The organism is Elusimicrobiota bacterium, from assembly GCA_016721625.1.
Classification (GTDB): Bacteria; Elusimicrobiota; Elusimicrobia; order FEN-1173; family FEN-1173; genus JADKHR01.
The window spans coordinates 2,100,574-2,123,239 of sequence record JADKHR010000001.1 but is presented as its reverse complement, the minus strand read 5'-3'; the positions used below and the strand labels follow the sequence as shown (position 1 = coordinate 2,123,239).

The 22,666-nt window shown below is 60.1% G+C and carries 21 protein-coding genes; 7 read left to right on the top strand and 14 right to left on the bottom strand.

Going from position 1 to position 22,666, the window contains the following annotated elements; genetic code table 11:
- Nucleotides 1-142: 142 nt before the first annotated feature.
- The 3 genes from IPP35_09265 to IPP35_09255 are packed head-to-tail and all read left to right on the top strand — an operon-like array spanning nucleotide 143 to nucleotide 4,282.
- Nucleotides 143-2,074: a DUF1302 domain-containing protein gene (locus IPP35_09265; GenBank protein ID MBL0059280.1), complete on the top strand. Its 1,932-nt coding sequence runs from the start codon at nucleotides 143-145 to the stop codon at nucleotides 2,072-2,074.
- A gap of 32 nt (nucleotides 2,075-2,106) precedes the next feature.
- On the top strand, nucleotides 2,107-3,465 hold the full coding sequence (locus IPP35_09260) for a DUF1329 domain-containing protein (protein MBL0059279.1): 1,359 nt from the start codon (nucleotides 2,107-2,109) through the stop codon (nucleotides 3,463-3,465).
- 13 nt (nucleotides 3,466-3,478) lie between these two features.
- Complete coding sequence (locus IPP35_09255) at nucleotides 3,479-4,282, top strand: hypothetical protein (GenBank protein MBL0059278.1); 804 nt, start codon at nucleotides 3,479-3,481, stop codon at nucleotides 4,280-4,282.
- Here IPP35_09255 and IPP35_09250 read toward each other — a convergent pair.
- The 8 genes from IPP35_09250 to IPP35_09215 all read right to left on the bottom strand — a co-directional run bounded on the left by IPP35_09250 (nucleotide 4,279) and on the right by IPP35_09215 (nucleotide 13,324).
- A complete protein-coding gene (locus IPP35_09250; protein ID MBL0059277.1) occupies nucleotides 4,279-6,657 on the bottom strand; it encodes an MMPL family transporter in 2,379 nt (792 codons plus the stop codon). The genes IPP35_09255 and IPP35_09250 overlap by 4 nt on opposite strands.
- Nucleotides 6,658-6,671: 14 nt before the next feature.
- Nucleotides 6,672-6,863 carry a hypothetical protein gene (locus IPP35_09245; protein ID MBL0059276.1) on the bottom strand — a complete coding sequence of 64 codons (192 nt, stop codon included), beginning with the start codon at nucleotides 6,861-6,863 and terminating at the stop codon, nucleotides 6,672-6,674.
- Nucleotides 6,864-7,043: 180 nt separating this feature from the next.
- Nucleotides 7,044-9,443, bottom strand: coding sequence for an MMPL family transporter (locus tag IPP35_09240; protein ID MBL0059275.1), 2,400 nt, complete (start codon nucleotides 9,441-9,443; stop codon nucleotides 7,044-7,046).
- 124 nt (nucleotides 9,444-9,567) lie between these two features.
- On the bottom strand, nucleotides 9,568-9,735 hold the full coding sequence (locus IPP35_09235) for a hypothetical protein (protein ID MBL0059274.1): 168 nt from the start codon (nucleotides 9,733-9,735) through the stop codon (nucleotides 9,568-9,570).
- Nucleotides 9,736-9,767: 32 nt separating this feature from the next.
- Complete coding sequence (hemC, locus tag IPP35_09230) at nucleotides 9,768-10,691, bottom strand: hydroxymethylbilane synthase (protein MBL0059273.1); 924 nt, start codon at nucleotides 10,689-10,691, stop codon at nucleotides 9,768-9,770.
- Entirely contained in the window at nucleotides 10,688-11,773 is a 1,086-nt protein-coding gene (locus IPP35_09225) for a glutamyl-tRNA reductase (GenBank protein ID MBL0059272.1), read from the bottom strand. Before IPP35_09225 ends, hemC begins: the two co-directional genes overlap by 4 nt.
- Nucleotides 11,770-12,687, bottom strand: a complete 918-nt coding sequence (ccsA, locus tag IPP35_09220; protein ID MBL0059271.1) for a cytochrome c biogenesis protein CcsA — start codon at nucleotides 12,685-12,687, stop codon at nucleotides 11,770-11,772. The genes IPP35_09225 and ccsA overlap by 4 nt, the downstream gene beginning before the upstream one ends.
- Nucleotides 12,674-13,324, bottom strand: coding sequence for a bifunctional precorrin-2 dehydrogenase/sirohydrochlorin ferrochelatase (locus tag IPP35_09215; GenBank protein ID MBL0059270.1), 651 nt, complete (start codon nucleotides 13,322-13,324; stop codon nucleotides 12,674-12,676). The genes ccsA and IPP35_09215 overlap by 14 nt, the downstream gene beginning before the upstream one ends.
- Before the next feature lie 88 nt (nucleotides 13,325-13,412).
- Here IPP35_09215 and IPP35_09210 point away from each other — a divergent pair, with 88 nt between their 5' ends.
- Nucleotides 13,413-13,859, top strand: a complete 447-nt coding sequence (locus tag IPP35_09210) for a MazG family protein (GenBank protein ID MBL0059269.1) — start codon at nucleotides 13,413-13,415, stop codon at nucleotides 13,857-13,859.
- A 4-nt stretch (nucleotides 13,860-13,863) separates the two neighbouring features.
- Nucleotides 13,864-14,586 carry an HAD-IA family hydrolase gene (locus tag IPP35_09205; GenBank protein ID MBL0059268.1) on the top strand — a complete coding sequence of 241 codons (723 nt, stop codon included), beginning with the start codon at nucleotides 13,864-13,866 and terminating at the stop codon, nucleotides 14,584-14,586.
- Between the two features lie 24 nt (nucleotides 14,587-14,610).
- Here the strand turns inward: IPP35_09205 and IPP35_09200 are convergent, their stop codons facing one another.
- Nucleotides 14,611-15,306, bottom strand: a complete 696-nt coding sequence (locus IPP35_09200) for a hypothetical protein (GenBank protein MBL0059267.1) — start codon at nucleotides 15,304-15,306, stop codon at nucleotides 14,611-14,613.
- A 77-nt stretch (nucleotides 15,307-15,383) separates the two neighbouring features.
- Complete coding sequence (locus IPP35_09195; GenBank protein ID MBL0059266.1) at nucleotides 15,384-15,965, bottom strand: outer membrane beta-barrel protein; 582 nt, start codon at nucleotides 15,963-15,965, stop codon at nucleotides 15,384-15,386.
- Between the two features lie 261 nt (nucleotides 15,966-16,226).
- Between IPP35_09195 and IPP35_09190 the strand changes: the two genes are divergently transcribed.
- Together IPP35_09190 and IPP35_09185 are read left to right on the top strand one after the other, a co-directional pair.
- A complete protein-coding gene (locus IPP35_09190) occupies nucleotides 16,227-17,942 on the top strand; it encodes a hypothetical protein (GenBank protein ID MBL0059265.1) in 1,716 nt (571 codons plus the stop codon).
- A 7-nt stretch (nucleotides 17,943-17,949) separates the two neighbouring features.
- Complete coding sequence (locus IPP35_09185; protein ID MBL0059264.1) at nucleotides 17,950-18,333, top strand: sulfite exporter TauE/SafE family protein; 384 nt, start codon at nucleotides 17,950-17,952, stop codon at nucleotides 18,331-18,333.
- 7 nt (nucleotides 18,334-18,340) lie between these two features.
- Here IPP35_09185 and IPP35_09180 read toward each other — a convergent pair whose 3' ends face one another.
- The 4 genes from IPP35_09180 to gcvH form a co-directional block, all read right to left on the bottom strand.
- A complete protein-coding gene (locus IPP35_09180) occupies nucleotides 18,341-19,366 on the bottom strand; it encodes a Fic family protein (protein MBL0059263.1) in 1,026 nt (341 codons plus the stop codon).
- Nucleotides 19,367-19,469: 103 nt separating this feature from the next.
- Entirely contained in the window at nucleotides 19,470-20,936 is a 1,467-nt protein-coding gene (gcvPB, locus tag IPP35_09175; GenBank protein MBL0059262.1) for an aminomethyl-transferring glycine dehydrogenase subunit GcvPB, read from the bottom strand.
- The gene (gene gcvPA / locus IPP35_09170; GenBank protein MBL0059261.1) at nucleotides 20,933-22,261 is read right to left on the bottom strand and encodes an aminomethyl-transferring glycine dehydrogenase subunit GcvPA; all 1,329 of its coding nucleotides are present in this window, start codon (nucleotides 22,259-22,261) and stop codon (nucleotides 20,933-20,935) included. Before gcvPA ends, gcvPB begins: the two co-directional genes overlap by 4 nt.
- Before the next feature lie 32 nt (nucleotides 22,262-22,293).
- Complete coding sequence (gene gcvH / locus IPP35_09165; protein ID MBL0059260.1) at nucleotides 22,294-22,665, bottom strand: glycine cleavage system protein GcvH; 372 nt, start codon at nucleotides 22,663-22,665, stop codon at nucleotides 22,294-22,296.
- Between the last annotated feature and the right edge of the window lies 1 nt (nucleotide 22,666).

The window sequence follows — 22,666 nt, the reverse complement described above, 5'->3', positions numbered from 1 at the left end:
GAAGGATGGGGCGCGGGATTCGAAATTGCCGCAGGAAAAACAGACGGTGATTCTCTGGCGAAATTAATCTCTTGAAATTTATTGCTTCGCGATCCAGACTGAATGCGTTGCGTTGGGTTTAAAGGCGGAAGGAGGAGGATGCATGAAGGGAAAGGGTGAACACATTGGGCGCGTAAGCTGGGCGCTGGCTAGCTTCTCTTTTGTTTTGGTGGGACCCGCCTCGGCTTTTCAACTGCCGGGGTCGGGCGACTTTCAGGGGAACCTGGACACCACCGTTTCCTACGGCGTAACCTTTCGAGCCCAGGACAGGGATCCTCAATTGGTCGGAATCTCCAACGGCGGCGTTTCGGGCAACATCAACGGCGACGACGGGAACCTAAACTACAGCAAAGGGGATGCCGCCTACAATGTCGTCAAGATGACCAACGAGCTGGACCTCCGTTACCGCAATTTCGGCGCCTTTGCCCGCGGGTCCTATTTCTACGATTTCGCCAACATCACCCGCGAAACCCTGGGCGACCAGGCGCGCAACCGCACCGGCCACTACGCCGAGCTGTTGGACGCCTATGTGCGGGCTGAATTCCCGGTCATGGGCCAATCCCTCAAACTCCGACTGGGGCAACAGGTCGTGAACTGGGGAGAAAGCACCTTTATCCCGAACGGCCTGAGCGTGGCCAACGCCATCGATCTCAGCAAACTGCGGGTGCCGGGCGCGGAGATTAAGGAAGCTCTCCTCCCGACCCCCATGGCCTTCGCCTCCCAGAGCCTGGGCAAAACGTTTTCTCTGGAAGGCTTCGTCCTCTCGCGCTTCGACCACGTCCGCACGGATCCCCGGGGAACCTTTTTTAGCACCGATGACCTGATTTCGGACGACGGCGACAAGATCTTCCTCGGCTCCGGCCGTCGGTATGACCAGCACATGCCACCCGCCGACGCCAATCTGATCCCCCCTCCGGTTAGCACGAGTACCACGAACTTAGGGCAGGTCTGGGGCATTCGGTCGGGAGATCGAGACGCCAAAGACTCCGGCCAGGCCGGGGTCGCCTTACGGATATTCGCGCCTTTGCTTAACAACACGGAGTTCGGGCTCTATCACGTCAACTACCACAGCCGGACGCCCCTTATTTCAAGCGTGCGGGGTGGGGTGTCTGTCAACAATCCCAACAACGCGCTTGCGCCATTGCCGATCGACTGTTCCGGGAAATACATCGACATCCCAGGAACTTTCAATGACGCCGGGGGACCCGCCTTTTGGGGCGATGACTGCACGGATAAGCCCGCCTCCTACTTTGTGGAGTATCCGGAGAACATCCGGATCTACGGCCTCAGCTTCAACACGGTGGGACCCTGGGGACTCGCTTTCCAGGGGGAATCTTCCTATCGGCCCAATCAACCGGTCCAATACACGGTCAGCGAACTGGCCCTGGCGGCGGGCGGATTGTCGAACTTCCTAACGGGGGCCGACGTGGCCGGAGCGGGCGCGGCGGCAGCGGTTCCCATGGGAACGGAGATCAAAGGCTACGAACGGCTGGCCGTTCAACAATCCCAGGTGAGCGTGACCAAGGTCCTTGGGCCCCTATGGAAAATGGATGTCCTCACCGTGGCCGGCGAAGCCGGTTATACCCATATGGACCTGACCGATGGCAAGTATTACCAGGGGTATGCCACGAGCTTGGCTCCGGGGTCCAACCCCGGGAGCGGCGTTTCCAATGCCCCCATCCAGGGCCAAGCCACCAAGGATTCCTGGGGATACCGGGTGACGGCGCGGATGGATTTCCTCGACTCCTTTTTTCAAACGAACATCTCTCCCCGGGTAACGTTCTCCCACGATGTGAGCGGCGTGAGCGCGACCTTTAACGAAAACGTCAAGGCGCTCAGCTACGGGCTGGGAACCACCTTTAAACAGGACTGGGCCTTGGACCTCTCCTACACGGACTTTTTCGGCGGCCGGACGTTCCGGTCCGTCTCAGCGCCGGGCACTTACCCGCCCGATCAGCCGGAGGAAACGGCGACCTCGTCGAATTCAGTGAAGGACCGGGACATCGTTTCCATGAACCTGAGCTACTCGTTCTAACCGCCATGGGACCCCTTGGGAGGAAACCCGCTATGGGAAAAACTGCGCTCAAAATCGTTTCGGCCCTGGCCCTGTTCTGGCCGGCGGGCCTCTCCGCCGCGGTGGACGCCGCGCACGCCGCGGCGTTGGGAAAAAATCTGACCCCCGTCGGGGCGGAACGCCAGGGCAACGCCGCTGGAACCATCCCCGCCTGGGAGGGAGGCCTGGCGAAAGACGCCTATCCCCACGCGAACGGCGGACACTACGCCGATCCTTTCGCGAAGGACAAGCCACTCTTCACCATCACCTCCAAGAACGTTGACCAGTACAAAGAACAACTGACTCCCGGCCAGCTGGCGCTGTTCGCCCAGTTTCCGGATTACACGATGGTCGTCTATCCCACCCGGCGGACGGCATCCTTCCCGGCGGCGTTCTACCAGAAGACCCGGGAGAACGCCACCAAAACCATATTATCCCATGGCGGCAACGGGGTGTTGAACGCCACCGACGGGGTGCCCTTCCCGATCCCCAAAGACGGCGCCGAGGCGGTGTGGAACGTGCTCCTGCGTTTTCGCGGGCCCGCCTTTCGGATGAACTCCATTGAAGCCCCCGTTCTGCGGAACGGGACGTACACCCCGTCGCGGTGCTCCGTGGATTTTGAGCCCCACTACAACAACCTGGACAAACCCCTCGACCGCCGGACCCCGAACCTGTTCTTTGAATTCCTGCAAACCTTCGCCTCCCCGCCTCGCCTGGCGGGGTCCATCCTTTTGGTCCACGAACCGGTGGACCAGGTGAAACAGCATCGCACCGCCTGGCTGTACAACCCAGGCCAGCGGCGGGTCCGTTTGGCCCCCACCCTGGCCTACGACAACCTGGCCCTGACCGCGGAGGGATTGAGGACCTACGACGACTACAACATGTACAACGGCTCGCCGGATCGGTATCAGTGGACCCTGATCGGGAAAAAAGAGATGTTCGTCCCCTACAACTCCTATCGGTTGAACGATCCGGCTCTGCGTTACAAGGACATCCTGAAAGCGGGCCATCTCAACCAGGAGGTCCCCCGCTATGAGCGGCACCGGGTGTGGGTTCTGGAAGGGACGTTGAAAAAAGGCTTCCGCCACCTCTACGCCCGCCGGGTCTTTTATCTGGATGAGGATTCCTGGATTCCGCTTCTCTCGGACAAATACGATGCGGGGGGAAAGCTATCGTATTTTGCGGAACAGCACCTCGTCAATTACTTTGAAGTCCCCATGCCTTGGGCGTCCGTGACGGTTTTTTACGACTTGCCCTCCGGGCGCTATCTCGCCTTGAACCTCACCAACGAGGAATCCTCTCCCTGGAAGGAACGCAAATTCCCAGCGGCCTACTTCACCCCGGCGAACCTGCGCGGACAAGGCACGCGATAGTCCCGAGGGTTCCATGACGTTCTTCCGACCTCTCTTCCGGGCAACGAAGGGAGGTCTTTTTTTCCTGGCCCTCCTGGCAGGCCCGCTACGGGCCGCCGGGCCCGGGGCTCTGGCCGTCGACCGGGCGGGGGACCGCTGGGTGGCGGTGGGAGAGAAGGGGCGCATCCTCCTTTCGGAGAACCGGTGGGAAACCTGGCGGCAAGCGGAGTCGCCGGTGGAGGTCACCTTGACCGCGGTGCGGTTTCTCGACCATCGAATGGGGTGGGCCGTGGGCCATGAGGGAGTGATCCTGAAAACGGAAGACGGCGGGGGGCGCTGGCGTCTGTTGCGGAGCGCCCCGGCGGCGGACGAACCGCTCTTTGATGTTCTTTTCCAAAACCCCGCGCAGGGCATGGCCGTGGGGGCCTACGGTCTCTGCCTCCGGACCGAGGACGGCGGGATCACCTGGACCAACATTTCCCTTCCCAGCGGGGATCGACACCTCTACGGGGTCGCCTCTCCCAGGCCGGGTGTTTGGGTGGTGGTCGGAGAAGGGGATCATCCTGTGATCTGCGGACGGCGGTCGCGGCTGGAAGACCACGCCGGTGAAAGAGCGGGAAACGCTCTTCGGCGTGACCGTCGGCCCGAACAATTCCCTGGCGGCTTACGGATTCAACGGAGCGGTGTGGGTCTCCCGGGACGCCGGGGTCCGATGGAAGCGACTGCCGAGGAAGGGCCCTTCCCTTTACGCCGGCGCCTGGGATCCCGAAGGCGTGGTTTTGGCCGGGGACGGAACGGTCCTCGTGGGGCCGGACCCGGAGACCTTGAAGATTCTTAAAACAGAGGAGGGGACGCGTTGGACCGGAGTGGCGAGGGCGGGTTCTGGGGAAATCCTCGTTCTGGGCCCCGAAGAAAGCCGTCGGATTTCCCCCCACCCGTAGTCTTCCGTTCAAAAAGACCGATCAAGGGCGGGAGAAGAAGAAAGGCCATTCCCGCGTTGGCGAGGAAAAGAAAGGCCAGGAGCCCGCCCATGTCCGCTTGAAGCTTAAGCGGCGAAAAAACCCAAAGTCCCACCCCCAGGGACGTGGCGCTCGCGGTAAAGGCCACCATCCTCCCCCTCGTTCGGTAGGCGTCCAACAGGGCTTGGTCCCGGGTCCGCCCGCTCCGCCGACCGGCGGCATAACTTTCGTAAAGATAGACGGCGAAATCCACACCCACCCCGACCCCCAGCGAAACCACAGGCAACGTCGAGAGCGTGATCCCGATCCCCGCCAGCGCCATCAACCCGTTGGCCAGGAGGGACGCCAGCAGGAGGGGCAAGGTAACGATCAAGGCCCCGCGCAGACTGCGAAAGGCGATCAGGCAACAAAGGCCCACCGCGCCCCATATCCCCCAGAGGAGGACCCGATTGAACCGGGCGACCGTTTCGTTGGTGGCCGCCAAGACGGCCACGTTCCCTCCCCCCAGGAGAAACCGGGTGCGGTCCGTTGAAAGGTCCCGGGCGGCCTCTTTCGCGGCGGCCACGACCGGGGCCAGGACAGAGGCTTCGTTCCCTTGGGTGAAAACCAGGAGTTGCAAGGTGTCGGCGGCCGCGTTCATCAAGCCCTGTTCCACGCCGGCCAGGTTGGCGTAGGCGCCCAGGGTTTGCGGGTGGTGAGGAAGCCCGGCCCATTTGGGAAACCCTTCGTTTTGGAGGACGTTCGCGGCGCGAACGCCATCCGCCGAGGAAATCACCCGCTGGACCCCCGGCACGGCTCGCATCCGCTCCGCAAACCGATCGATGGCCCGCGTCGTTTCAAAATCCTGAGTGATCTCCGTAGGGCCTTGAACGTAGACCGTCAATAAGTCCAGCCCCACCGGGAAAAGGTTCGCCACCGCCCGCCAGTCTTGATTGTAGCGGGAGTTCCATCGAAGCTCCGGAACGCCGGGGTGCGTGCTTCCCACCACCACGCGCCGCCCCCAATAGGCCGCCCCTCCGCCCAGGAGGAGCGCAAGGATCAAAAGGATAACGGCGGGTTTACCCCGGGAGGCTTCCGACAGCCCACGCCAGACCCCGTCGGCCCTCGACGGTCGGTCGGTCGGAACGGCGGCCGAGAACGACAACAGCATGGGGAGAAAGAGCAGGTTGGAAAAAATGATCAAGGCCACGCCGATCCCCGCCGTCACGCCGATTTCCTGGATCATGGGCACCGGGACCAAAAAGAGGATCAAAAAACCAAAAGCATCGGTCGCCAGGGCGAGAACCGCCGGCAACCGCATGGCGTCCATGGAGCGGGCGGCCGCGTCCGCTGGCGTCGCCCCCGCGCGCCGCTCGCGGGCCCAGGCGTTCACCATCTGCGCCCCATGGCTCAAGCCCAGGGCGAACACTAAAAAAGGGATCAGCATGGACAAGGGGTTGATGCCGTACCGGAGCATTCGAAGAAGGCCCACCAGCCAGACGACCGGCAGAAGCGCGGCCAGGAGAGCCATCCCGGTCAGGCTCCAATACCGAACGATCCGTCGCAGAAGCAGCGCGCTGAGGACGCCGGCCAGCGCGAAGAACGCCAGGATCTTCCGAGCCCCCTGGGCCATGTCCCCCGCCAGTGTGGCGAAACCGAGTATATGAACCTGGAGGTCGGGGGTTTGCCATCGTTGGCGGAGGCTTTCCAGGGCCCGGGCGGAAGGGCCCGTATCCAATGGAGCCCCCATCGCGGGGTCCAAGTCCAGCAAAGACCCGCGGATCATGGCGCCTCGAAAATCACGGGCCACCAGACGCTGGGCCTCTTTGTTGAGTCCGATGTTCGTTTTGACCCTTTCAAAATCGTTTTTCGTCCCGGCGAAATCCGAGGGGACGACGTTTTCCCCCTCGTATCCGCCGCTCGTGATCGTCAGCGTCCGAACATCGGGGGTGAACAGCGAGCGAACGCGCCCGCGGTCCACGCCGGGGAGTTGAAGGACGGCGTTGGTCGTTTCCTCCAAAATCTTGAAGAACGTCGGATTGAAAATATCCCCCTCCCGAGGAACCAGAGCCACTAAAAAGACGTTGGCCCCGCCGAACGCATTCCGCAGTGGCAAGAACGTCCGCATGAAGGGATGGGTCCGGGGAACCAAATTTTCAAGGGGCGCTTTCACCCGCACCCCGAGGGCCGAAATCCCGAGCAGGAGGGTGAAAAGGGAGAAAATCCACAGGCCGCGGCTCCGATAAAGAACCCATCTCTCGAAAAGTTTCGTCATGGTTTTGGCGAGCCTCAAACCGGCGACCGGCCTTGGATGGAAGAATCCTGCAAAACAGTTTCAAACCGGTGGCGCAGAGACTTGGTCCTTGGGACCGGAGCGGGGCCGATCCAGAAAAAGATAACGGGCATTCGCGTGTCGAAGCTGGGACAAATCCGCCCCAGGGTGACGGCTTCGGCCAAAAAGAGGATTCGCTTGGGGGGCATCGATTCAACTCATTATGGAAATTTATGTCCCACGATAGGAACCATTTACCGGCTTGAAAAGCTTCCAGACTTTATTATTGACCGATCGCGCGGGGTGGAAGATCCGTGAACATTAAAAATCAACGGATAGAAATACGCCTTCACTCCCCGTTCGCGGGCGGGCGAAAAGGGAGTCACCCGCTACCCCTCGCCTGTCGGCGCTTTGGCGACCAAGGAAGGAGAGGGGTCCCGCCAATCCAGCCAATGGGCCCATAGGGTTATAATCGATTTCAGAAACACCTGATCTCCCACCATCCCCACCACCAAAATAAAAATGTTCAGAAGACCAAACATGAGAATCGGTTGAAAATGGGATAACGTCAACACCCCGAACGCAATCACCATGATGAAGAAAGAGGCCACGGCGGCCTCGCCCTTTTCGAACGTGGTGGCCTCCAGGGCCTGGGCAATCCCGAACCCCCGCTTTCGATAAGCGCCGAAGGTGACAAAAAAATGCACGGTGTCGTCCACGATGATCCCAAAAGCTGACGCCGCGATCAGCGACGTTCCGGAGTCCAAAGGAATTCCGAAAAAACCCATGAGCCCGAAGTTGATGACGATCGGGAACAAGTTGGGGAGAAGGAACAGCAGGGCCAACCCCCAGGACCGCAGAACCCCCACCATGATCAGCCAGATCACGATCACTGTTTGACCGATGTTGTTGATTTGGTCGTCCACCATGACCTTCATGGTCCGCACGCTCAGGGCCGTGGACCCGGTCACCGTGGCCGTGACCCCCGCGATCGGGTGGTGGTCCAGAACCTCTTGAATGGCGCGGACTAGATCGCGCGATTCGTTCGAGCTGGGAGCGGAGGCGCGGATCATCACCCGGGTCGTATCGAACGCCGGGGTGATGTAATCCTTTAGATCGTCCCGTCCGTAAAGCAATAAAAATTGTTCCAGCATCCGCTGGTTTTTCGGAAGGCGGTATTCCGCGGGGTCCTCCGCATGGAAGGCTTTATTCATTTCCTTGAAATATTCACCCAACCCAATTAAAGAATGAATGCGCGGATTCGCTTTGATTTCTTGGCCGATCGCATCGATTTGGCCGAGCAGAGCGGGGTTTTTAAAGGCGTCCCGCGTGGACTCAAAAACGATGCTGACGGCCTCGATCCCGGCCAGGTTGTCCCGAACGAAGTTGGTGTCTTGTCGGAGGAGGGATTTCGAATTGAACAATTCCTCCAGATTCGTGTTGACCTTAACTTCGCGTGTGAACCATCCGCCCCAGACCAACCCCGCCAAGCAAAGGAGAAACGGCCACCAGGGATGTCGCGTGACGCCGCCATGAACCCAACGCAGGAGTCGTGGAATTTCCCGCTCCTGGTGGGCTTCCGGCGACCGGTAGATCCGATCCGACCGAAAAAAAGTCAGGAGAGGAGCCACAAACCCAAAGGTGACGATGAACTCGAACATCATTCCGGTCGCCGCCAACCACCCGAAACTCCGTATGGCCAAAACGCTATTGAAGGTGTAGGAAAAAAAACCGATCCCCGTGTTCACGCTCGTCAGCAGGCACGGAAAGAGAACTATTTTTAACACGCGGCCCAGGGCTTTCCCGGGATGGCCTCCGCTCTCGTCCAAGGATCGTCGATCCAAATGGGTGAATATGTGGATGATGTCCGAGAGCGCCAGGGCCATGACCAGAGGCACGACCGCGATCGAGGCGTTGTTAATCGTGATCTTCGCTAAGCCCGCCAGGCCCAAGGTGGCCATCAACGTCAACACAATTCCCAGGCCAGCGACGAATAAAAGCCTCACGTTCCGAAACACGAACCATATCGTGACCAGAGTCAGAAACAAGGAAATAGGGAAAAAAAGCCGCGCGTCGGCCTTCATGTATTCCCCCATATAGAACGTGGTCACCGGCCACCCAGCGACGGCAAATCGCCGGCCCCGCTCGCGGTAGGGAGCCAAGATTTTATTCACCGAGCCCAACAACACCCGGATCTCCTTTTCGATGTCCCGGTCGGACCCCGGCGGGGGGAGCGGCGTGAAAACGACGATCGCCGTGGTTTGGCCGTCCGGCGAAAGGAGGGTCCGGTCGTACAAAGGATTGGCCAGGGCCCGCCGCCGCAAAGCCGCCAGGGCCGATGGGGACGTGGGAATCTCGTGAAGGAAATCATCGGCCTCGAAAGAGTCTTCCGTCCCCCGCATATCGGCCACGTTGGAGAGGCTTACGACATCCGTCACGCCCTCCACGTTTTCGAGAGACTCCGTGAGTTCCTTCAGTTCCCGAAGGCGCGGTTCAGTGAAAAGGTTTGGCTCCCGGTAGGCAATGACAAAGAACTCGTCTTTCTCGAATATTTTCCGGAATTTGTTAAAGAAATCCGTTGCCGGGTCACGATCGATGACGAAATCGTAGCTGTCATTTTTGGGAGTCACGCGAGGCAGAAAGGCGGAAAAAAAACCCACAAACAACAACGTCCCCAGGACCACCCACCCTGCCCGGCTGGAAATGAACCGGGCCGCGCTATCCGAAAAACGATCGCGCCACGGGACGCTGGGGGTCGTGCCAGTGGGAGGAGATGGGCGGGGGCTCATGGACCTAAGCGTATGATGGAAAAGAACTGACGTCAAGGGAACATTTCAAAGGGGCAAAGACGCCCACCCACACGCTTCCCTTGAAAATCACCCTAACATTTCGGGTTAAACCACGGAGTGAGGTTCAAGTCAGGACCCCGTGGGGAGTGAGCGGCGGCACCGCGTTCATGCCTTTGGCAAAAGCACGGTTCAAATGGGCACGCCATCGTTGGCGATCGGTCACCGCCTCCTGCCTTTTTTTTAGGAGCAGAAGAAACGGATCCGATCCATCAGAATCGATGGAAGCGCCCACTGTTTTTCTTGTGTGCCGGCAAGCCGGACTGTTCAGTGAGGCGGGAGGACTTCGAGGATCTCGAGAGCGCCTTGTTCCAGTAGGCGGGCGGCCAGGGCGGCGCCGATCGTCTCGGCTTGGCCGGGGAGGCCGGATTCCGTGCCGCGGACCTGGGTTTTTCCGTCGGGAGAGATCACGAGGCCGTCCAGAACCAAGCGGCCGGACTCTTCGCGGGCGTAGGCGGCGATGGGGACGCGGCATCCGCCGCCCAGGGCGGCCAGGAAAGACCGCTCGGCCGTGGCGGCTTGTTGGCTGGGAAGATGGTTCAGTTGGGACACCCAACCCAGCGTTTCAGGATCCTGGGCGCGGAGCTCGATGGCGACAAAACCCTGGCCGGGGGCGGGAAGCATGAGCGCGGTGGGGAGAACCTCGGTCACTTCCTCGGCGCGGCCCAACCGGCGGACGCCCGCGTAGGCCACGACCACGGCAGAGAAATCGCCCGCGGCCACCCGCGCCAAGCGCGTATCCAAGTTGCCCCGTAAATCTTCCACCCGGATCCCTTTTTTCACCGCGCGGATTTGGGCCTGTCGGCGAAGCGAGCTCGTGCCCACCACCGACCCGCGGGGAAGTTCCATCAACTGCTCGCCGAACCGGGACACCATGCAGTCCCGGGGATCCTCCCGCTCCAAAATGGCGCCCACGGCAAGACCGGGCGGAAGTTCCGTGGGGAGGTCTTTCAGCGAATGAACGGCCAGGTCCACGGTTTTCGAGAGAAGCGCTTCCTCCAATTCCTTGGTGAAAACCCCTTTCCCGCCGATGGAGGCCAGGGACGCGTCCGCCAAACGGTCTCCAGTCGTCTTAATGATTTTCAAATCAACCTGAACCTCCGGCGAGAGGGTTTCCAGGCTTTTTTTGACGAAATTTGATTGGGCCAGCGCCAGCGCGCTACCCCGGGTTCCGATCACCAGGCGCGTCATCCGGGTTCCGCCTCCGCGCTCATGGACGAGCGGGCATTGTGGCGGAGCGCGGCCGTGGCGCCCCGGCGCCAGGATTCGTACCACGGGGCGAACTCCTGGGTTTTCGCTTCCACCAGTTCGCCGGCCCTCGTAATTTCGGCCTGGCGGCGGACCAAACTTTCGGCCACCAGGCCTTCCAAATCGTCGATGTTGTAGAGGTAAACGTTCTCCAAGTCGTCCACGGCGGGGTCCACATCCCGGGGCACGGCGATGTCGATGAAAAAGAGGGAGCGGCCCTTTCGTTCTTCCAGAACCTGGGATACAGACTCGCGCGTGAAAAGAAAGTCGGGGGAACCCGTGGAGCAAAGAACGATGTCCGCCTGGACGAGCTCACGGGGCAGGGCGTCGAAAGGGGTGGGGTGGGCGCCGAACCGTTCGGCCATGGCCACGGCTTTTTCGAGGGTTCGGTTGGCGATCACCACGCGGGCCGCCTTCTGACTTTTGAAGGCCCGCACGGCCTGCTCCGCCATGGCCCCGGCCCCCACGACCAGAACCCGGCTCTCGGCCAATTCGCCGAAGATTCGCCGCGCCAAGGACACCGCCAAGCTCGGCACCGAGGTTGGCCCCTCTGAAATTTTCGTGTCGGTCCGCACCGTCTTCCCCACGTACATGGCCCGTTGAAAAAGCACGTTGGTGAGTTTCCCCGTGGACTGGGCCTGGCGGGCCAAATCGTAGGACCGTTTGACCTGCCCCAGAATCTCCGCCTCCCCCACCACCAGGGAATCCAACCCCGCCGACACCCGAAAAAGGTGCCGAACGGCACCGTCGTCCTCCAGGGCGTAGAGGCTTCCGTCCAGAGAAACGTCGCCGTGCAGGTCCAAGAGCCCTTTCCGGAGCAGGCATTCCGCCTCGCCCTCCGGAGGCGTCACAGCGTACACCTCGACGCGGTTGCAGGTGGAAAGAACCACCGCTTCTCCCGCACCCACCTCGCGCCGAAGCGACTCGAGAAATCCCGGCAAGCGATGGTCGGGAACCGCCAAGCGTTCCCGCCACTCCACCGGCGCCGTCCGGTGGGAAAGCCCCACGAGGCGAAGCCGGTTCATTCCAACACCTTCCCCACCACGTAGCCGTGGGCCCGAGACACGTAATTGATCCCCATGTAGCTCACGAGAACCAAACCGAACCCCGCCAAAGAAAGGTACGCTCCCCGCCGGCCCCGCCAATTGAACGCGTAACGCAGAAGCAAATAGGAAAAATAAACCGCCCAAACAACGACGGACCAAAGCACCTTCGGATCGGCGATCCAACGGTCGCCCCAGGCGGAGTGGGCCCAGATGATCCCCAGACCCAGGCCCACCGTGAGGGCCGGGAAGGCCGCCGCGATGAGCCGCGCAATCAAACGGTCCATCTCCTCCAAGGAGGGAAGGCGGTACCCTAATTCCGTGGACCGGTGGGTTTTGATCTGGCGCTCCTGGATCAGGAACGCCAACCCGATCCCGAAGGCGTTGGCAAAAGCCGCGTAAGAGAAGAAAAGCAGGGGAACATGGATCGCCGCCCACACGGTGCTGGGCATGGCGGGGAGGCGGCGCGTGGCGTCGGCCACCTTTAGAAAATCCTCCACGGAAGCGAAGGGACAGCGAGGGCTGGCCAGGAAGGCCTGGGTGAGCGCCAACCCCATTAAAAGGAGAGCCCAGGGAAGAACGAAGGCGCCCAAGATGGCGAGGCGGGCCCGGGATTGAACCGCCAGGAAGACGGCGACGATGAAAAAAGAAAAGAGGGAAAGGCTTTCAAACCAGTTGCTCCAGAACCCGTAGGCGACGTGGCCGGGCCGGTGGCTTTCCATCCAGAGGCCCAGGCCGAGACTCGCGGCGTGGAGGAGGGCCGAGACCACGAGGACCCGGTGCCCCAGAGCGCTGTGCCGTTCCCGGCGGAAAAAAACGTAGGCCAAATAAAGGATCACCCCGGCCAGATAGCCCAGGAAGGCAAAATCGAAAAGAAGCGCTTCAACTCTTTGCACGTTTTCTCCCGATTTTCTTCATCCGCCGGCGCGCGGCCGCCCGAAAATCCGCCGTGGCCTTGGACGGTTTGGCCGACAATCGCTCCAACCACCGCCGCGTGACGAGCCCTTCTAGTAGTTTCCGCCGCGCGCGGATCGGCACGCGCAGAAGTTCCGCCCGCAGTCCCTTCAACACCGCCGCCAAGCGCCCAACTTCCGGACCGAAGAGGGCCCGCAGTTCCGCGCCGAGAAACTTGGCCACCGCGGGGCTCAACCCACCCGTAGAAACCGCAAAGGTCACGGGTCCCCGGCGGACGACCGAGGGCACGATAAAATCGCAAAGCGGCGGCCGATCCACCACGTTCACCCAGATGCGCCGTCGCCGACACAACGCCGCCACCCGGGCGTGAAGGGCTTCGTCGTCCGTGGACGCGACCACGAGCCAGGGCCGTCCGGCCAGGTCGCCGGGACGGAACGCCCGCTGGAGAACCCGGACCTCTCCCCACCGCCGGAACCCAGGGTGGACCCGCGGCGCCACCACGGTGACTCGCGCGCCGCTCAAGACGAGAGACTCGGCCTTATGGAGCGCGAGCCGTCCTCCCCCCACCACCAGGCACTCCTTGCCGGACAAATTTAAGAACGCGGGGTAGAAGGGCATTCGGGCCAGGCGGCGCTCGCCGCGCTAGAATTCTACCACAATGACCGCCCGCCGTTGCGAGAGAAACTGATAAAATAGGCACACTCCCATGCGAAAAAACTACACCTATTCCCAGCTCGTGGATCTTATGAAACATCTCCGGGGCCCTCGGGGGTGTCCCTGGGACCGGAAACAGACCCACAAAAGTCTCCTCAAATATTTGAAGGAAGAGTCCGCCGAGGTGGCCGACGCCGTTCGCCAAGGGGACCCGGATCATCTCTGCGAAGAATTGGGGGACGTTCTGTTGCAGGTTCTGTTTCATGCCCAAATAGCGACGGAGCGCGGCCATTTCACCATGGCCGACGTGGTGGACGGCTTGGCAAAGAAGCTGGTCCGCCGACACCCTCACGTTTTCGGCTCCATGAAACTAAAAACCGCCGCCCAAGTGGTGGCGCGCTGGAAAGAAATTAAACAACGGGAGCGGGACCTGAAGCGGAAAGAAGCCGCCCCCCATCGACGAATTTCAACCCCTTTGCCGTCCAAAAGGCCCCGGTAGTTCCATGGCCGCTCGCCGCCCCACGGCCTCGCGCAAAAAGCCTTTCATCCGCGCCGTTTTCTTCGACGCGGGAAATACGCTTCTTCGCGCGCACCCCTCCGTCGGACACATATACGCCCGCACCGCCCTCCGACACGGCGTCCGCGTTCCCGCTGATCGCGTGGACCAGCGCTTCCGCGACGTCTGGAAAAATCGGCACGGGGTCGCGCATTTGAAAAACGACGGGGCGGAAAAGGAATGGTGGCGGAACATGGTGAGCCAAGTCATGGGCCCCCATTTCACCGGGGAAAAGTTTCTTCGCTATTTCGAAGACCTTTATGGGCGGTTCGCCCACCCCCGCCATTGGCGTCTTTTTGACGACGCCATCCCGACCCTCCGCGCTTTGCGCCGGAAGGGCTACCGGGTGGGGATTGTGTCCAACTGGGATTCCCGCCTGGTGACCCTGGCGGAACGGATCGGACTTACGAAAGAAGTGGAATTTCTGCTGGTGTCGTCTGTGGAAGGCCTGGTCAAACCCGACCGGCGATTATTCCACAAGGCTCTCGGGCACGTTCGGGCCAAACCCCGCGAAGCCGTCCATGTGGGCGACAGCCTTCACGAAGATTACCGCGGGGCCACTCGCGCCGGACTGGCCGCCCTCCTGCTCGACCGGCACAACCCCGGCCCCAAGGGCGTCCGGTCCATCCGCACTCTCCACGAGGTCATCGACTTCGTGGAGGAACAGTGATTCCGGCCTTTCCGACATCCAGAGCTAAACCGCCTTTTGTCCGCCTTGTTCCTTCCCGGGAGGGGTTAGGAAAACCTTTTTGGCCAGTCCGTTGGTGATCGCTTGAACGAGTTCGTCTGGGTCGAGCCCTAAGACCTCCGTCCGCACGTCGCCTTGATACAACCGGCCCCAGCGGGTCACCCGGAGCGCCCCGCCAAGGACTTTTTCCCCGCACCAAAGAAGGTCCTGATCCGCAGGCTCCTTGAAGCAAACCCCGGGCGCGATCGGGAGCCTTTTGGAGGGTTGGTGGACCGCCACGTCCATTCCGCGCGCACACAAAAGGTCGGCCACCACGCCGTGAAAAGATCGATACACCTCCTTGACACAGGGAGGGAATCCCGCCAAATCCCGGCGCCAGGCGATGGAAAAGCTCAAATCTCGATCATGCAAAACCATCCCGCCGCCCGTGGGCCGTTGAACCGCGCTCCCGGCGCCCGCCGCTTTCGCCAAGGACTCCGCTCCCGCCCTGGGCTGTAGCCGCCCAAAACTCACCGTGGGCGCCGCCCAACGGAAAAATCGCACAACGGGAACGGCGGCCGGATCGCGCTGGCCCTCCAACAATTCCTGGTCCCGACGCATGTTTTCCTCTCCCGACAGCGCCCCGTCCACCCACAGCCGCCAGGGGGTGGGGGTTTCAATGGAAGCGGAACACGGCGTGGTCTTAGCCGGAACGGTGGTCATGGATTTCCTCAAAACGACACGGGCCGCCCCCCGTACAAAACGGTGCGAGGGGCGGCCCGCCGGTTTTATAATTGAAACTAGAAAATGCCGATTCCCACCATTACTTTCCCGTAGAACCCGGAAAGGTCGACCTTGGCCGTATCGTCTTCCGTATCAAGCACAAGGGATGAATACCCCGCCTCCGCCGCGAGGATGAAACGGCCAAGTTTGACTCCGGCCTCTCCCGCTAGGGAGTAGCTGAACTGGGACTTGTCCAGACTCACCTTCCCGCCGGACCCCTTTATGTCCCCCCAGGGATAGCCGATTCCAACGATGGGACCGATGTAGAAGAGGTCATTGTCCAAGAGCCGAAGGTCGGCCAGGAGCGTTAGGTTGTTGACATTTATTTCCAAGTCCTGCCCACTGCCCGACTGTTTGTCGTTCAGCCACTCGTTTCGGACCCCGAGTCCGATCAGCGGGAGGTTGAAGAAAACATCCAGGTTGTAGTTGTCGACGGAGCTGAAATCCATGCCGCTCCCTTGAAGTTTATCGTTCAGGTCATCCGGGTTGGACCCGACAAGCCCCGCCCCGGCTCGGAGCTCAATCAAACTCTCCGCTCTCGCCGAAAAACCCCCCAGCACCACCAAGGACAACGCCAGCAACACCCCCATTTTTTTCATTTTATCCCCTTTGAAAACACATTTTGTTTTGATCATCGCCTTTAAGGAATTGTCTCAAACCGGAGAGAATGTGTCAAATTTACCAAAAATCCCCTCGGTTTTCCTTGTGGGAAGGGTCAAAAAGTTCTAGACTCTCGTTGATTGAATCAAACTAGTTCCCCCTTCCGGCTTTTCCCTTCCGCGAATCAACGTTGGAGTCCGCCCGAAACACGGGACGTGTGTTTTTGCCCGATCAGACCCCTTTGTTAAAAGGAGATTCACGTGACTTCTAAAAAAGTTTTGTTGACCAGCGTTTGCCGTCCTTTTGGGACGGAATATGGGGACGCGGACTCCGTGGGCTATGAGCTTCTCCACAAACAGGTCACCCGCGCCCAGGGAATTTTCAGCCCCCGGGCGGTGCAGGTGCAATATTCCTTGGAATACATCGCCGCGAACCTGGACGCCCCGACCGTCGTGCTTCAATACCCGTCCCGAAAAGAACTCATTCGGGAGCTCAAGAAAGGCTACGACTACGTGGGCATTTCCTTCATTATGGCGCTTTTCCACAAGATGAAAGACGCGGTGGCCCTGGTCCGCCGGTATTCGCCTCACAGCAAGATCGTCCTTGGCGGGTATGGGACCGTGCTTCAGGACGACGTGTTGGCCCCCTACGGGGACTTCTTTTGTCGGGAAGAGGGCGTGACCTTTTTCCGTCGCCTGCTGGGCGAAACGCCGATTCCAAAACCCTATAAACACCCGCTGATCGTCAGCGACCTGAAGATTTTTTCCATCCCGGTCTCCCACACCGGAAAAATTTTCGCGGGTTTGGGCTGTCCCAACGGGTGCGATTTCTGTTGCACCTCGCATTTTTTCAAGCGGCGGCACGTGAAACTCCTGCCGGAAGGAAAAGACATCTTTGCGGTGGTGGAAAGCTACCTCGACCGCGATCCGAGCACGGTGTTCATCATTTTTGACGAGGACTTCCTGCTGAACAAGACCCGGGCCATGGAGTTCCGGGACTGCGTGAAGCGGAGCGGGCGCCTCCCCTCTATTTTCGTCTTCTCCAGCATCAAAGCCATCAGCCAGTACACGGTGGAAGAAATTCTGGAAATGGGGATCGACGGTTTCTGGGTGGGCTACGAGGGGACTAAATCCGGCTACGGAAAACAGCAGGGACGCCCCGTGGAAGACATCTTCACCGAGTTCCGTCAACACGGCATCACCATCCTCGCCTCCATGATCGTGGGCTTCGACTATCAAAACCACGACGTCGTGGCCGCGGAGTTGGCGGGGTTGATGAAGCTAAAACCCTCCTTGACCCAGATCCTGATTTACGGGCCCGTCCCCAGCACCCCCTTCTATGACCGCATTATGAAAGCGGGTCTTTTGAGGGACGACTATCAAGGGGATCCGGAAAAGTTTTACAAACGCGCCGACGGGTTCACCACCATGATCAAACACCCCACCTTGACCCCTACCCAGATCGAGGGGATTCAACAGTGGTGTTACGAGGAGGATTTCCAGCGGTTGGGCCCCAGCATTCTTCGCGTGGTGGAGTCGTGGCTCCTGGGCTATCACACGCTCAAAGACTCCCCCAATCCGCTCCTGCGGGCCAAAGCGCGAATGAACGCGAAAGAGGTTCGCAAGTCCTACCCCATCTTCCTCGCGGGCCGGCTGTTTGGTCCCAACCCCGCCATTCGAAAATGGGTGGGCGAGTTGGAGGCCCGGGCCTACGAAGCCCTCGGCCGTCCGACGCTGATCGAGCGCGCGCTTTCACTGGCGGCCACGGTCATGGCCGTTTGGACCGCCTTCACCCTCAAATTCAACCTCTTCCAGCACCCCCGGCTCCGCCGGTCGGTCTACCGGGTTCCGGGCGAACGACAGAACGTGACGCTCTGGGAAAGCCCGAACGCCGTGGCCCCGGACCTCGCGCCGGAAGTTTTGGACCGGATCGAACCGGAAGATCCCGTGGCGGTGGGCGCGGGTCCGGAAAAATAGCGGCGCCATGGGCGGATCCCCGCTTATTTACGCACTGATTGGGGGATTGGCCGGAATCTCCTCAGGATTTTTTGGCGTGGGGGGCGGGTTGATTATTGTTCCAGCCCTGGTGTATTTCGCAGGATTCAGTCAACACCGCGCCACCGGCACAAGCTTGGCCATTTTGCTTTTGCCCGTCGGTCTTGGCGCGGTGATTGAATACCATCGAAACGGGAACGTGGACATTCGCGCCGCGGCTTTCGCCGCCGTCGCCCTGTTCGTCGGCGCCTGGCTCAGCGGCCGTTTCGCCCAACGAATGAACCCGGCCACTCTCAAAATGGCCTTCGGCGTTTTCGCCATGATCATGGGCGCCTACATGGTCCTCACCACTTACTCCCGCCTCCGAAAATAGCCTGTTTCTATTTCGCCAACCGATACCGGGCGGACCGTTGCCGACCTACGACCTCCACCAGCCCTTCGTACACCAACGGTTTTAGAATTTGGCCGGCTCTTGCGCGCGTGAATTTGAACGCCGTTTGTATATCGGCAGAAGTGACAACTCCGCGATCCCTTAAATATCGAAGAAGATCCTCTTGCCTTTTTGTCAGAAGGATCTTCGAAGACGGTGGCCGGACCTGAAGCGAGCGGATACGCTCAACCGTCTCTTTAAGTGTGGAGACGACCCCCTGCGCCACATATTCCACCCAATGGGTCAGATCGTCATCCAAATCGCGCGCTTGTTGAATCTTCAGATAATACAATGGACGATCCGCCCAAAAATAGTCGTCCAGAGAGAACAGATGGTGTGTGTCAAATCCCCGAGAATATAGAATCCAAACCTCAAGGGCGCGGGCCAACCGACCGTTCCCGTCCGACACCGGGTGAATCGAAACCAACTGGTGATGAGCAATGGCGGCCACAACAACAGGATGCAAACATCGCCCCCCCTTCCCATTAAGCCAGGCGAAGAGTTCGCGGGTTAGCCGAGGAGCGTCCTTTGGGCGGGGAGGGATATAAATCGGATGACCGCGATGGTCGATCACGCGATTTGGGACAGACTTGTAAGCCCCAACAGCCTTTTCCGGCAGTAGGCCAACAGTCAGGAGGCGATGTAAGCGGAGAAGACCTTTATCCTGTATTTTATTTTTTTCGACTTGTCGCCAAATCCACCTCATGGCGGCGAGCGCATTGAGAACTTCCAAGGCAGCGCGCCTTTCGGCCCCGATGGGTTCTCCTCGGGCCAAGGCCTCAACCTCCGGCAAAGTGAGGGGGTTTCCCTCAATGGATGTGGAGGAATGGGCCAACCGGGCGGTCGTGTCTCGCTGCAACGCTGGGAGCCAAGGGACATCCACCACAGCGGCGGCAATCCACGCCCGCAGTTCGGTGGCCTCCGCCACCAGGCGCAACGTTTCAGCGGTGATGTTAAATTTCGGCTCAAATCCCATAAAGCCAGGATATATCTATGTAAAATTTATGTCAAGGGTTATGGATAGGGTCATGCGGACACAAACAAAAGGAGCAACGAGCCCTCATTTTTTTGGTGAAAATTCAAAGTTGAGGACGATAGCGGAGGCGCGGTTCTCGGGCGGCTTTGACTTCGTCCAGGCGGCGGACGGGGGTGCTGTGGGGGGCGGTTTTGACGAGATCCGGGGTGGCCTTGGATTCCGACACAATCGTGCGGAGGGTTTCAACGAAAGCGTCCAAGGTTTCTTTGGTTTCATTTTCGGTGGGCTCAATCATAAGGGACTCTGGGACGATGAGCGGAAAATAAATCGTCGGGGCATAGTAGCCGTAGTCCAACAGACGTTTGGCCACGTCCAAGGTTCGGACCCCGGGGCCGAAGGCCCCTTCGCCGGAAACCACCACCTCGTGCATGCAGGCGCCGGCGGGCATTTTCGGGAAGAGCGGCGTGAGTTTGGCCTTTAAATAGTTGGCGGCCAGAATAGCGTTTTCACTGATTTCTCGGAGTCCTTCCGCCCCTTGAAGCCGCATGTAGGCGTAGGCGCGGATTAAAACCCCCACATTTCCTTGGAACCCGTGGACTCGCCCAATGGTGGTTGCCCGGTCAAACTTTCGGCGGTAAACACCATTTTCCAACGCCACGCGGGGAACGGGAAGGAACGGTTCGAGGGCTTTTTTGACGCCCACCGGACCCGCGCCGGGACCGCCGCCGCCGTGGGGCGTGGCAAAGGTTTTATGAAGATTGACGTGAAGCACGTCGACTCCCAAATCGCCCGGACGAACCAGGCCCACCAACGCGTTTAAGTTGGCCCCATCCATATAAAGGAGGGCCCCGGCGTCGTGAATTTTTTTGGCGATGTCCTGGATGCGCGGCTCGAAGAGGCCCAGGGTGCTGGGGATGGTCATCATGACCAGAGCCACGTCTTTGGTCAGCTTTTTTAAAAGGTCATCCAGGTCGACCTGCCCGTCGGCGGTGGATTTCACTGTCACCGCGGTTAGACCCGCCAAGGCGACGCTGGCGGGGTTCGTGCCGTGGGCCGAGTCGGGGATCAACACCACGGGGCGCTTCTCTCCGCGATGTTCGTGGTACGCCCGGGCCACCAAAATGCCCGTCAGTTCCCCTTGGGCGCCGGCGGACGGTTGAAGCGTGAAAGCATCCATTCCGCAAATTTCCGACAACCAGCGTTCCACTTCATACAAAATCTCCAAAATGCCCTGGCTCAATTCGTGAGGGCGCAGAGGGTGGAGGCCCGCGAAGTCGGGAATTTGGACGATGCGGTCGTTGACCTTGGGGTTATGTTTCATGGTACAAGAACCCAGGGGATAGAAATTGGTATCGATGGAAAAGTTCAAGTGAGAGAGCCGCGTGAAGTGGCGCACCACCTGGGGTTCCGAGAGTTCCGGCAACTTCGCCGGTTCTTTTCGAAGGAGGTTCGCGGGAATCTGTTTTTCCACCGGGACGAAGGGCACGTCACAGACCGGCCACGGAAGTCCTTTTCGACCCGGCGCGCTTTTTTCGAACGACAACGGTTCCACGACTTTTTCACCGTTCATCGGGCCGCCTCCGCCAGCAGGTCGCCAAATTGGTCGATGTCCGCTTTGGTTTTTATCTCCGTGACGCAAACCAACAACTCTTCGGCCCGCTTGGGAAAGTGGGCCGCGAGCGGGAGCCCCGCGAGCACCCGTTTTTCCGATAACCGCTTGACGATCCGTTCAGCGGAAACCGGACAGCGAACCACGAATTCGTTAAAGAACGGGTGTGGGAATACCAAAGGGAACCCCCGCTGGGCCAGCGCCCCCGCCGCGTAATGGGCCTTTTGGAAATTGAGCGCGGCCAATTCTTTAAATCCATTTTTTCCAACCAACGAAAGATAAATGGTGGCGGCCAAAGCGCAAAGGGCTTGGTTCGTGCAGATGTTGGAGGTCGCCTTTTCCCGGCGAATGTGTTGTTCCCGAGCCTGGAGAGTCAAGACGAACGCCCGTTTTCCATCGGCGTCCAAGGTTTGGCCTACCACGCGCCCCGGCATTTTCCGGAGGAGCCCTTCTTTGCAGGCAAAAAGTCCCAGGTAGGGCCCGCCGTAGGCCAGGGGAAGGCCCAACGATTGCCCCTCCGCCACCGCGATATCGGCCCCGTATTCGCCCGGCGGCGCGACCAGTCCCAGGGCCACGGGATACGTGGCCGCGATCAAGAGGCCCCCCGCGCCGTGAATCAAATCGGACAATTCTTTGACGTGGGTTTCCAGGCAACCAAAAAAGTTAGGCGTTTGGATCAATAACGCGGCGGTGTCGGGCCCCAGGCTCTTTTGCAGAAAGGCCGGTTCCAAAACGCCGTTGGGACAAGGCACAGAGGTCACCCGCGCCCCGCTGTGGGCCAGATAGGTTTGAATGACCCGAAGGGTCTGGGGATGGACCGTTTCGGGAACTAAAATCTCGTTTCGGCCCGTGTGTTTGGCGGCCACCAAACAGGCCTCCGCGGCGGCGCTGGCCCCGTCGTACATCGACGCGTTGGCCACGTCCATTTTGAAAAGTTCACAAACGAGGCTTTGAAATTCAAAGATGGACTGAAGCGTGCCTTGGCTGGCCTCGGCTTGGTAAGGGGTGTAGGCGGTGGCGAACTCGCCCCGGAGGGCCAGGGCCCACACCGCCGTGGGAACGAAATGTTCGTAGGCCCCGGCGCCCAAATACGACTGGGCCAGGTGGTCCCGGGACGCCAGTTCCTCCATGTGCCGAACCAATTCCATTTCGCTCATGGAACCGGGGAGGTTCAACCGCGGCCGCACCAAATTCGCGGGGAGCGCCCCGATCAAATCATCGAAGCGCGCCACGCCGATGGTCGCGAGCATGTCCTTCTTTTGTTCGTCGGTGTGCGGGATAAACATTAATTCTCTCGTTTGCCCGATAAATCGGGCAATTACTTTTCTTTGATAAATTGTTGGTATTGGTCGTGGGTCATTAATTTTTCGCGGTCGGCGGGCGAGGTCATTTGGATTTTGTAGAGCCAACCGTCCCCGTAGGGGGATTTATTCAAGAGGCCGGGGTTCCGGGCGCCCTCTTCATTGACGGCCGCGATGGTGCCCGGGACCGGGGCGTAAATGTCGAAGGCGGCTTTGACCGACTCGACCACGGCGCAGGCTTCCTCCGCCTGGACCGCCCGGCCCACTTTCGGCAGTTCGACGAAAACCACATCCGTGATCTCGTGCTGGGCGTGTTCGGAAATCCCGACCGCTCCGTCGGCCGCGATCCATTCGTGCGATTTGGTGAAACGAAGGTCTTTCGGGTCCATG

Excerpts from the sequence above, each read along its gene's own strand:
- IPP35_09265 (MBL0059280.1), top strand. The coding sequence starts at position 143 with ATGAAGGGAAAGGGTGAACACATTGGGCGCGTAAGCTGGGCGCTGGCT.
- IPP35_09260 (MBL0059279.1), top strand. The coding sequence starts at position 2,107 with ATGGGAAAAACTGCGCTCAAAATCGTTTCGGCCCTGGCCCTGTTCTGG.
- IPP35_09255 (MBL0059278.1), top strand. The coding sequence starts at position 3,479 with ATGACGTTCTTCCGACCTCTCTTCCGGGCAACGAAGGGAGGTCTTTTT.
- IPP35_09250 (MBL0059277.1), bottom strand. The coding sequence starts at position 6,657 with ATGACGAAACTTTTCGAGAGATGGGTTCTTTATCGGAGCCGCGGCCTG.
- IPP35_09245 (MBL0059276.1), bottom strand. The coding sequence starts at position 6,863 with ATGCCCCCCAAGCGAATCCTCTTTTTGGCCGAAGCCGTCACCCTGGGG.
- IPP35_09240 (MBL0059275.1), bottom strand. The coding sequence starts at position 9,443 with ATGAGCCCCCGCCCATCTCCTCCCACTGGCACGACCCCCAGCGTCCCG.
- hemC (MBL0059273.1), bottom strand. The coding sequence starts at position 10,691 with ATGACGCGCCTGGTGATCGGAACCCGGGGTAGCGCGCTGGCGCTGGCC.
- IPP35_09225 (MBL0059272.1), bottom strand. The coding sequence starts at position 11,773 with ATGAACCGGCTTCGCCTCGTGGGGCTTTCCCACCGGACGGCGCCGGTG.
- IPP35_09215 (MBL0059270.1), bottom strand. The coding sequence starts at position 13,324 with ATGCCCTTCTACCCCGCGTTCTTAAATTTGTCCGGCAAGGAGTGCCTG.
- IPP35_09210 (MBL0059269.1), top strand. The coding sequence starts at position 13,413 with ATGCGAAAAAACTACACCTATTCCCAGCTCGTGGATCTTATGAAACAT.
- IPP35_09205 (MBL0059268.1), top strand. The coding sequence starts at position 13,864 with ATGGCCGCTCGCCGCCCCACGGCCTCGCGCAAAAAGCCTTTCATCCGC.
- IPP35_09200 (MBL0059267.1), bottom strand. The coding sequence starts at position 15,306 with ATGACCACCGTTCCGGCTAAGACCACGCCGTGTTCCGCTTCCATTGAA.
- IPP35_09195 (MBL0059266.1), bottom strand. The coding sequence starts at position 15,965 with ATGAAAAAAATGGGGGTGTTGCTGGCGTTGTCCTTGGTGGTGCTGGGG.
- IPP35_09185 (MBL0059264.1), top strand. The coding sequence starts at position 17,950 with ATGGGCGGATCCCCGCTTATTTACGCACTGATTGGGGGATTGGCCGGA.
- IPP35_09180 (MBL0059263.1), bottom strand. The coding sequence starts at position 19,366 with ATGGGATTTGAGCCGAAATTTAACATCACCGCTGAAACGTTGCGCCTG.
- gcvPB (MBL0059262.1), bottom strand. The coding sequence starts at position 20,936 with ATGAACGGTGAAAAAGTCGTGGAACCGTTGTCGTTCGAAAAAAGCGCG.
- gcvPA (MBL0059261.1), bottom strand. The coding sequence starts at position 22,261 with ATGTTTATCCCGCACACCGACGAACAAAAGAAGGACATGCTCGCGACC.
- gcvH (MBL0059260.1), bottom strand. The coding sequence starts at position 22,665 with ATGGACCCGAAAGACCTTCGTTTCACCAAATCGCACGAATGGATCGCG.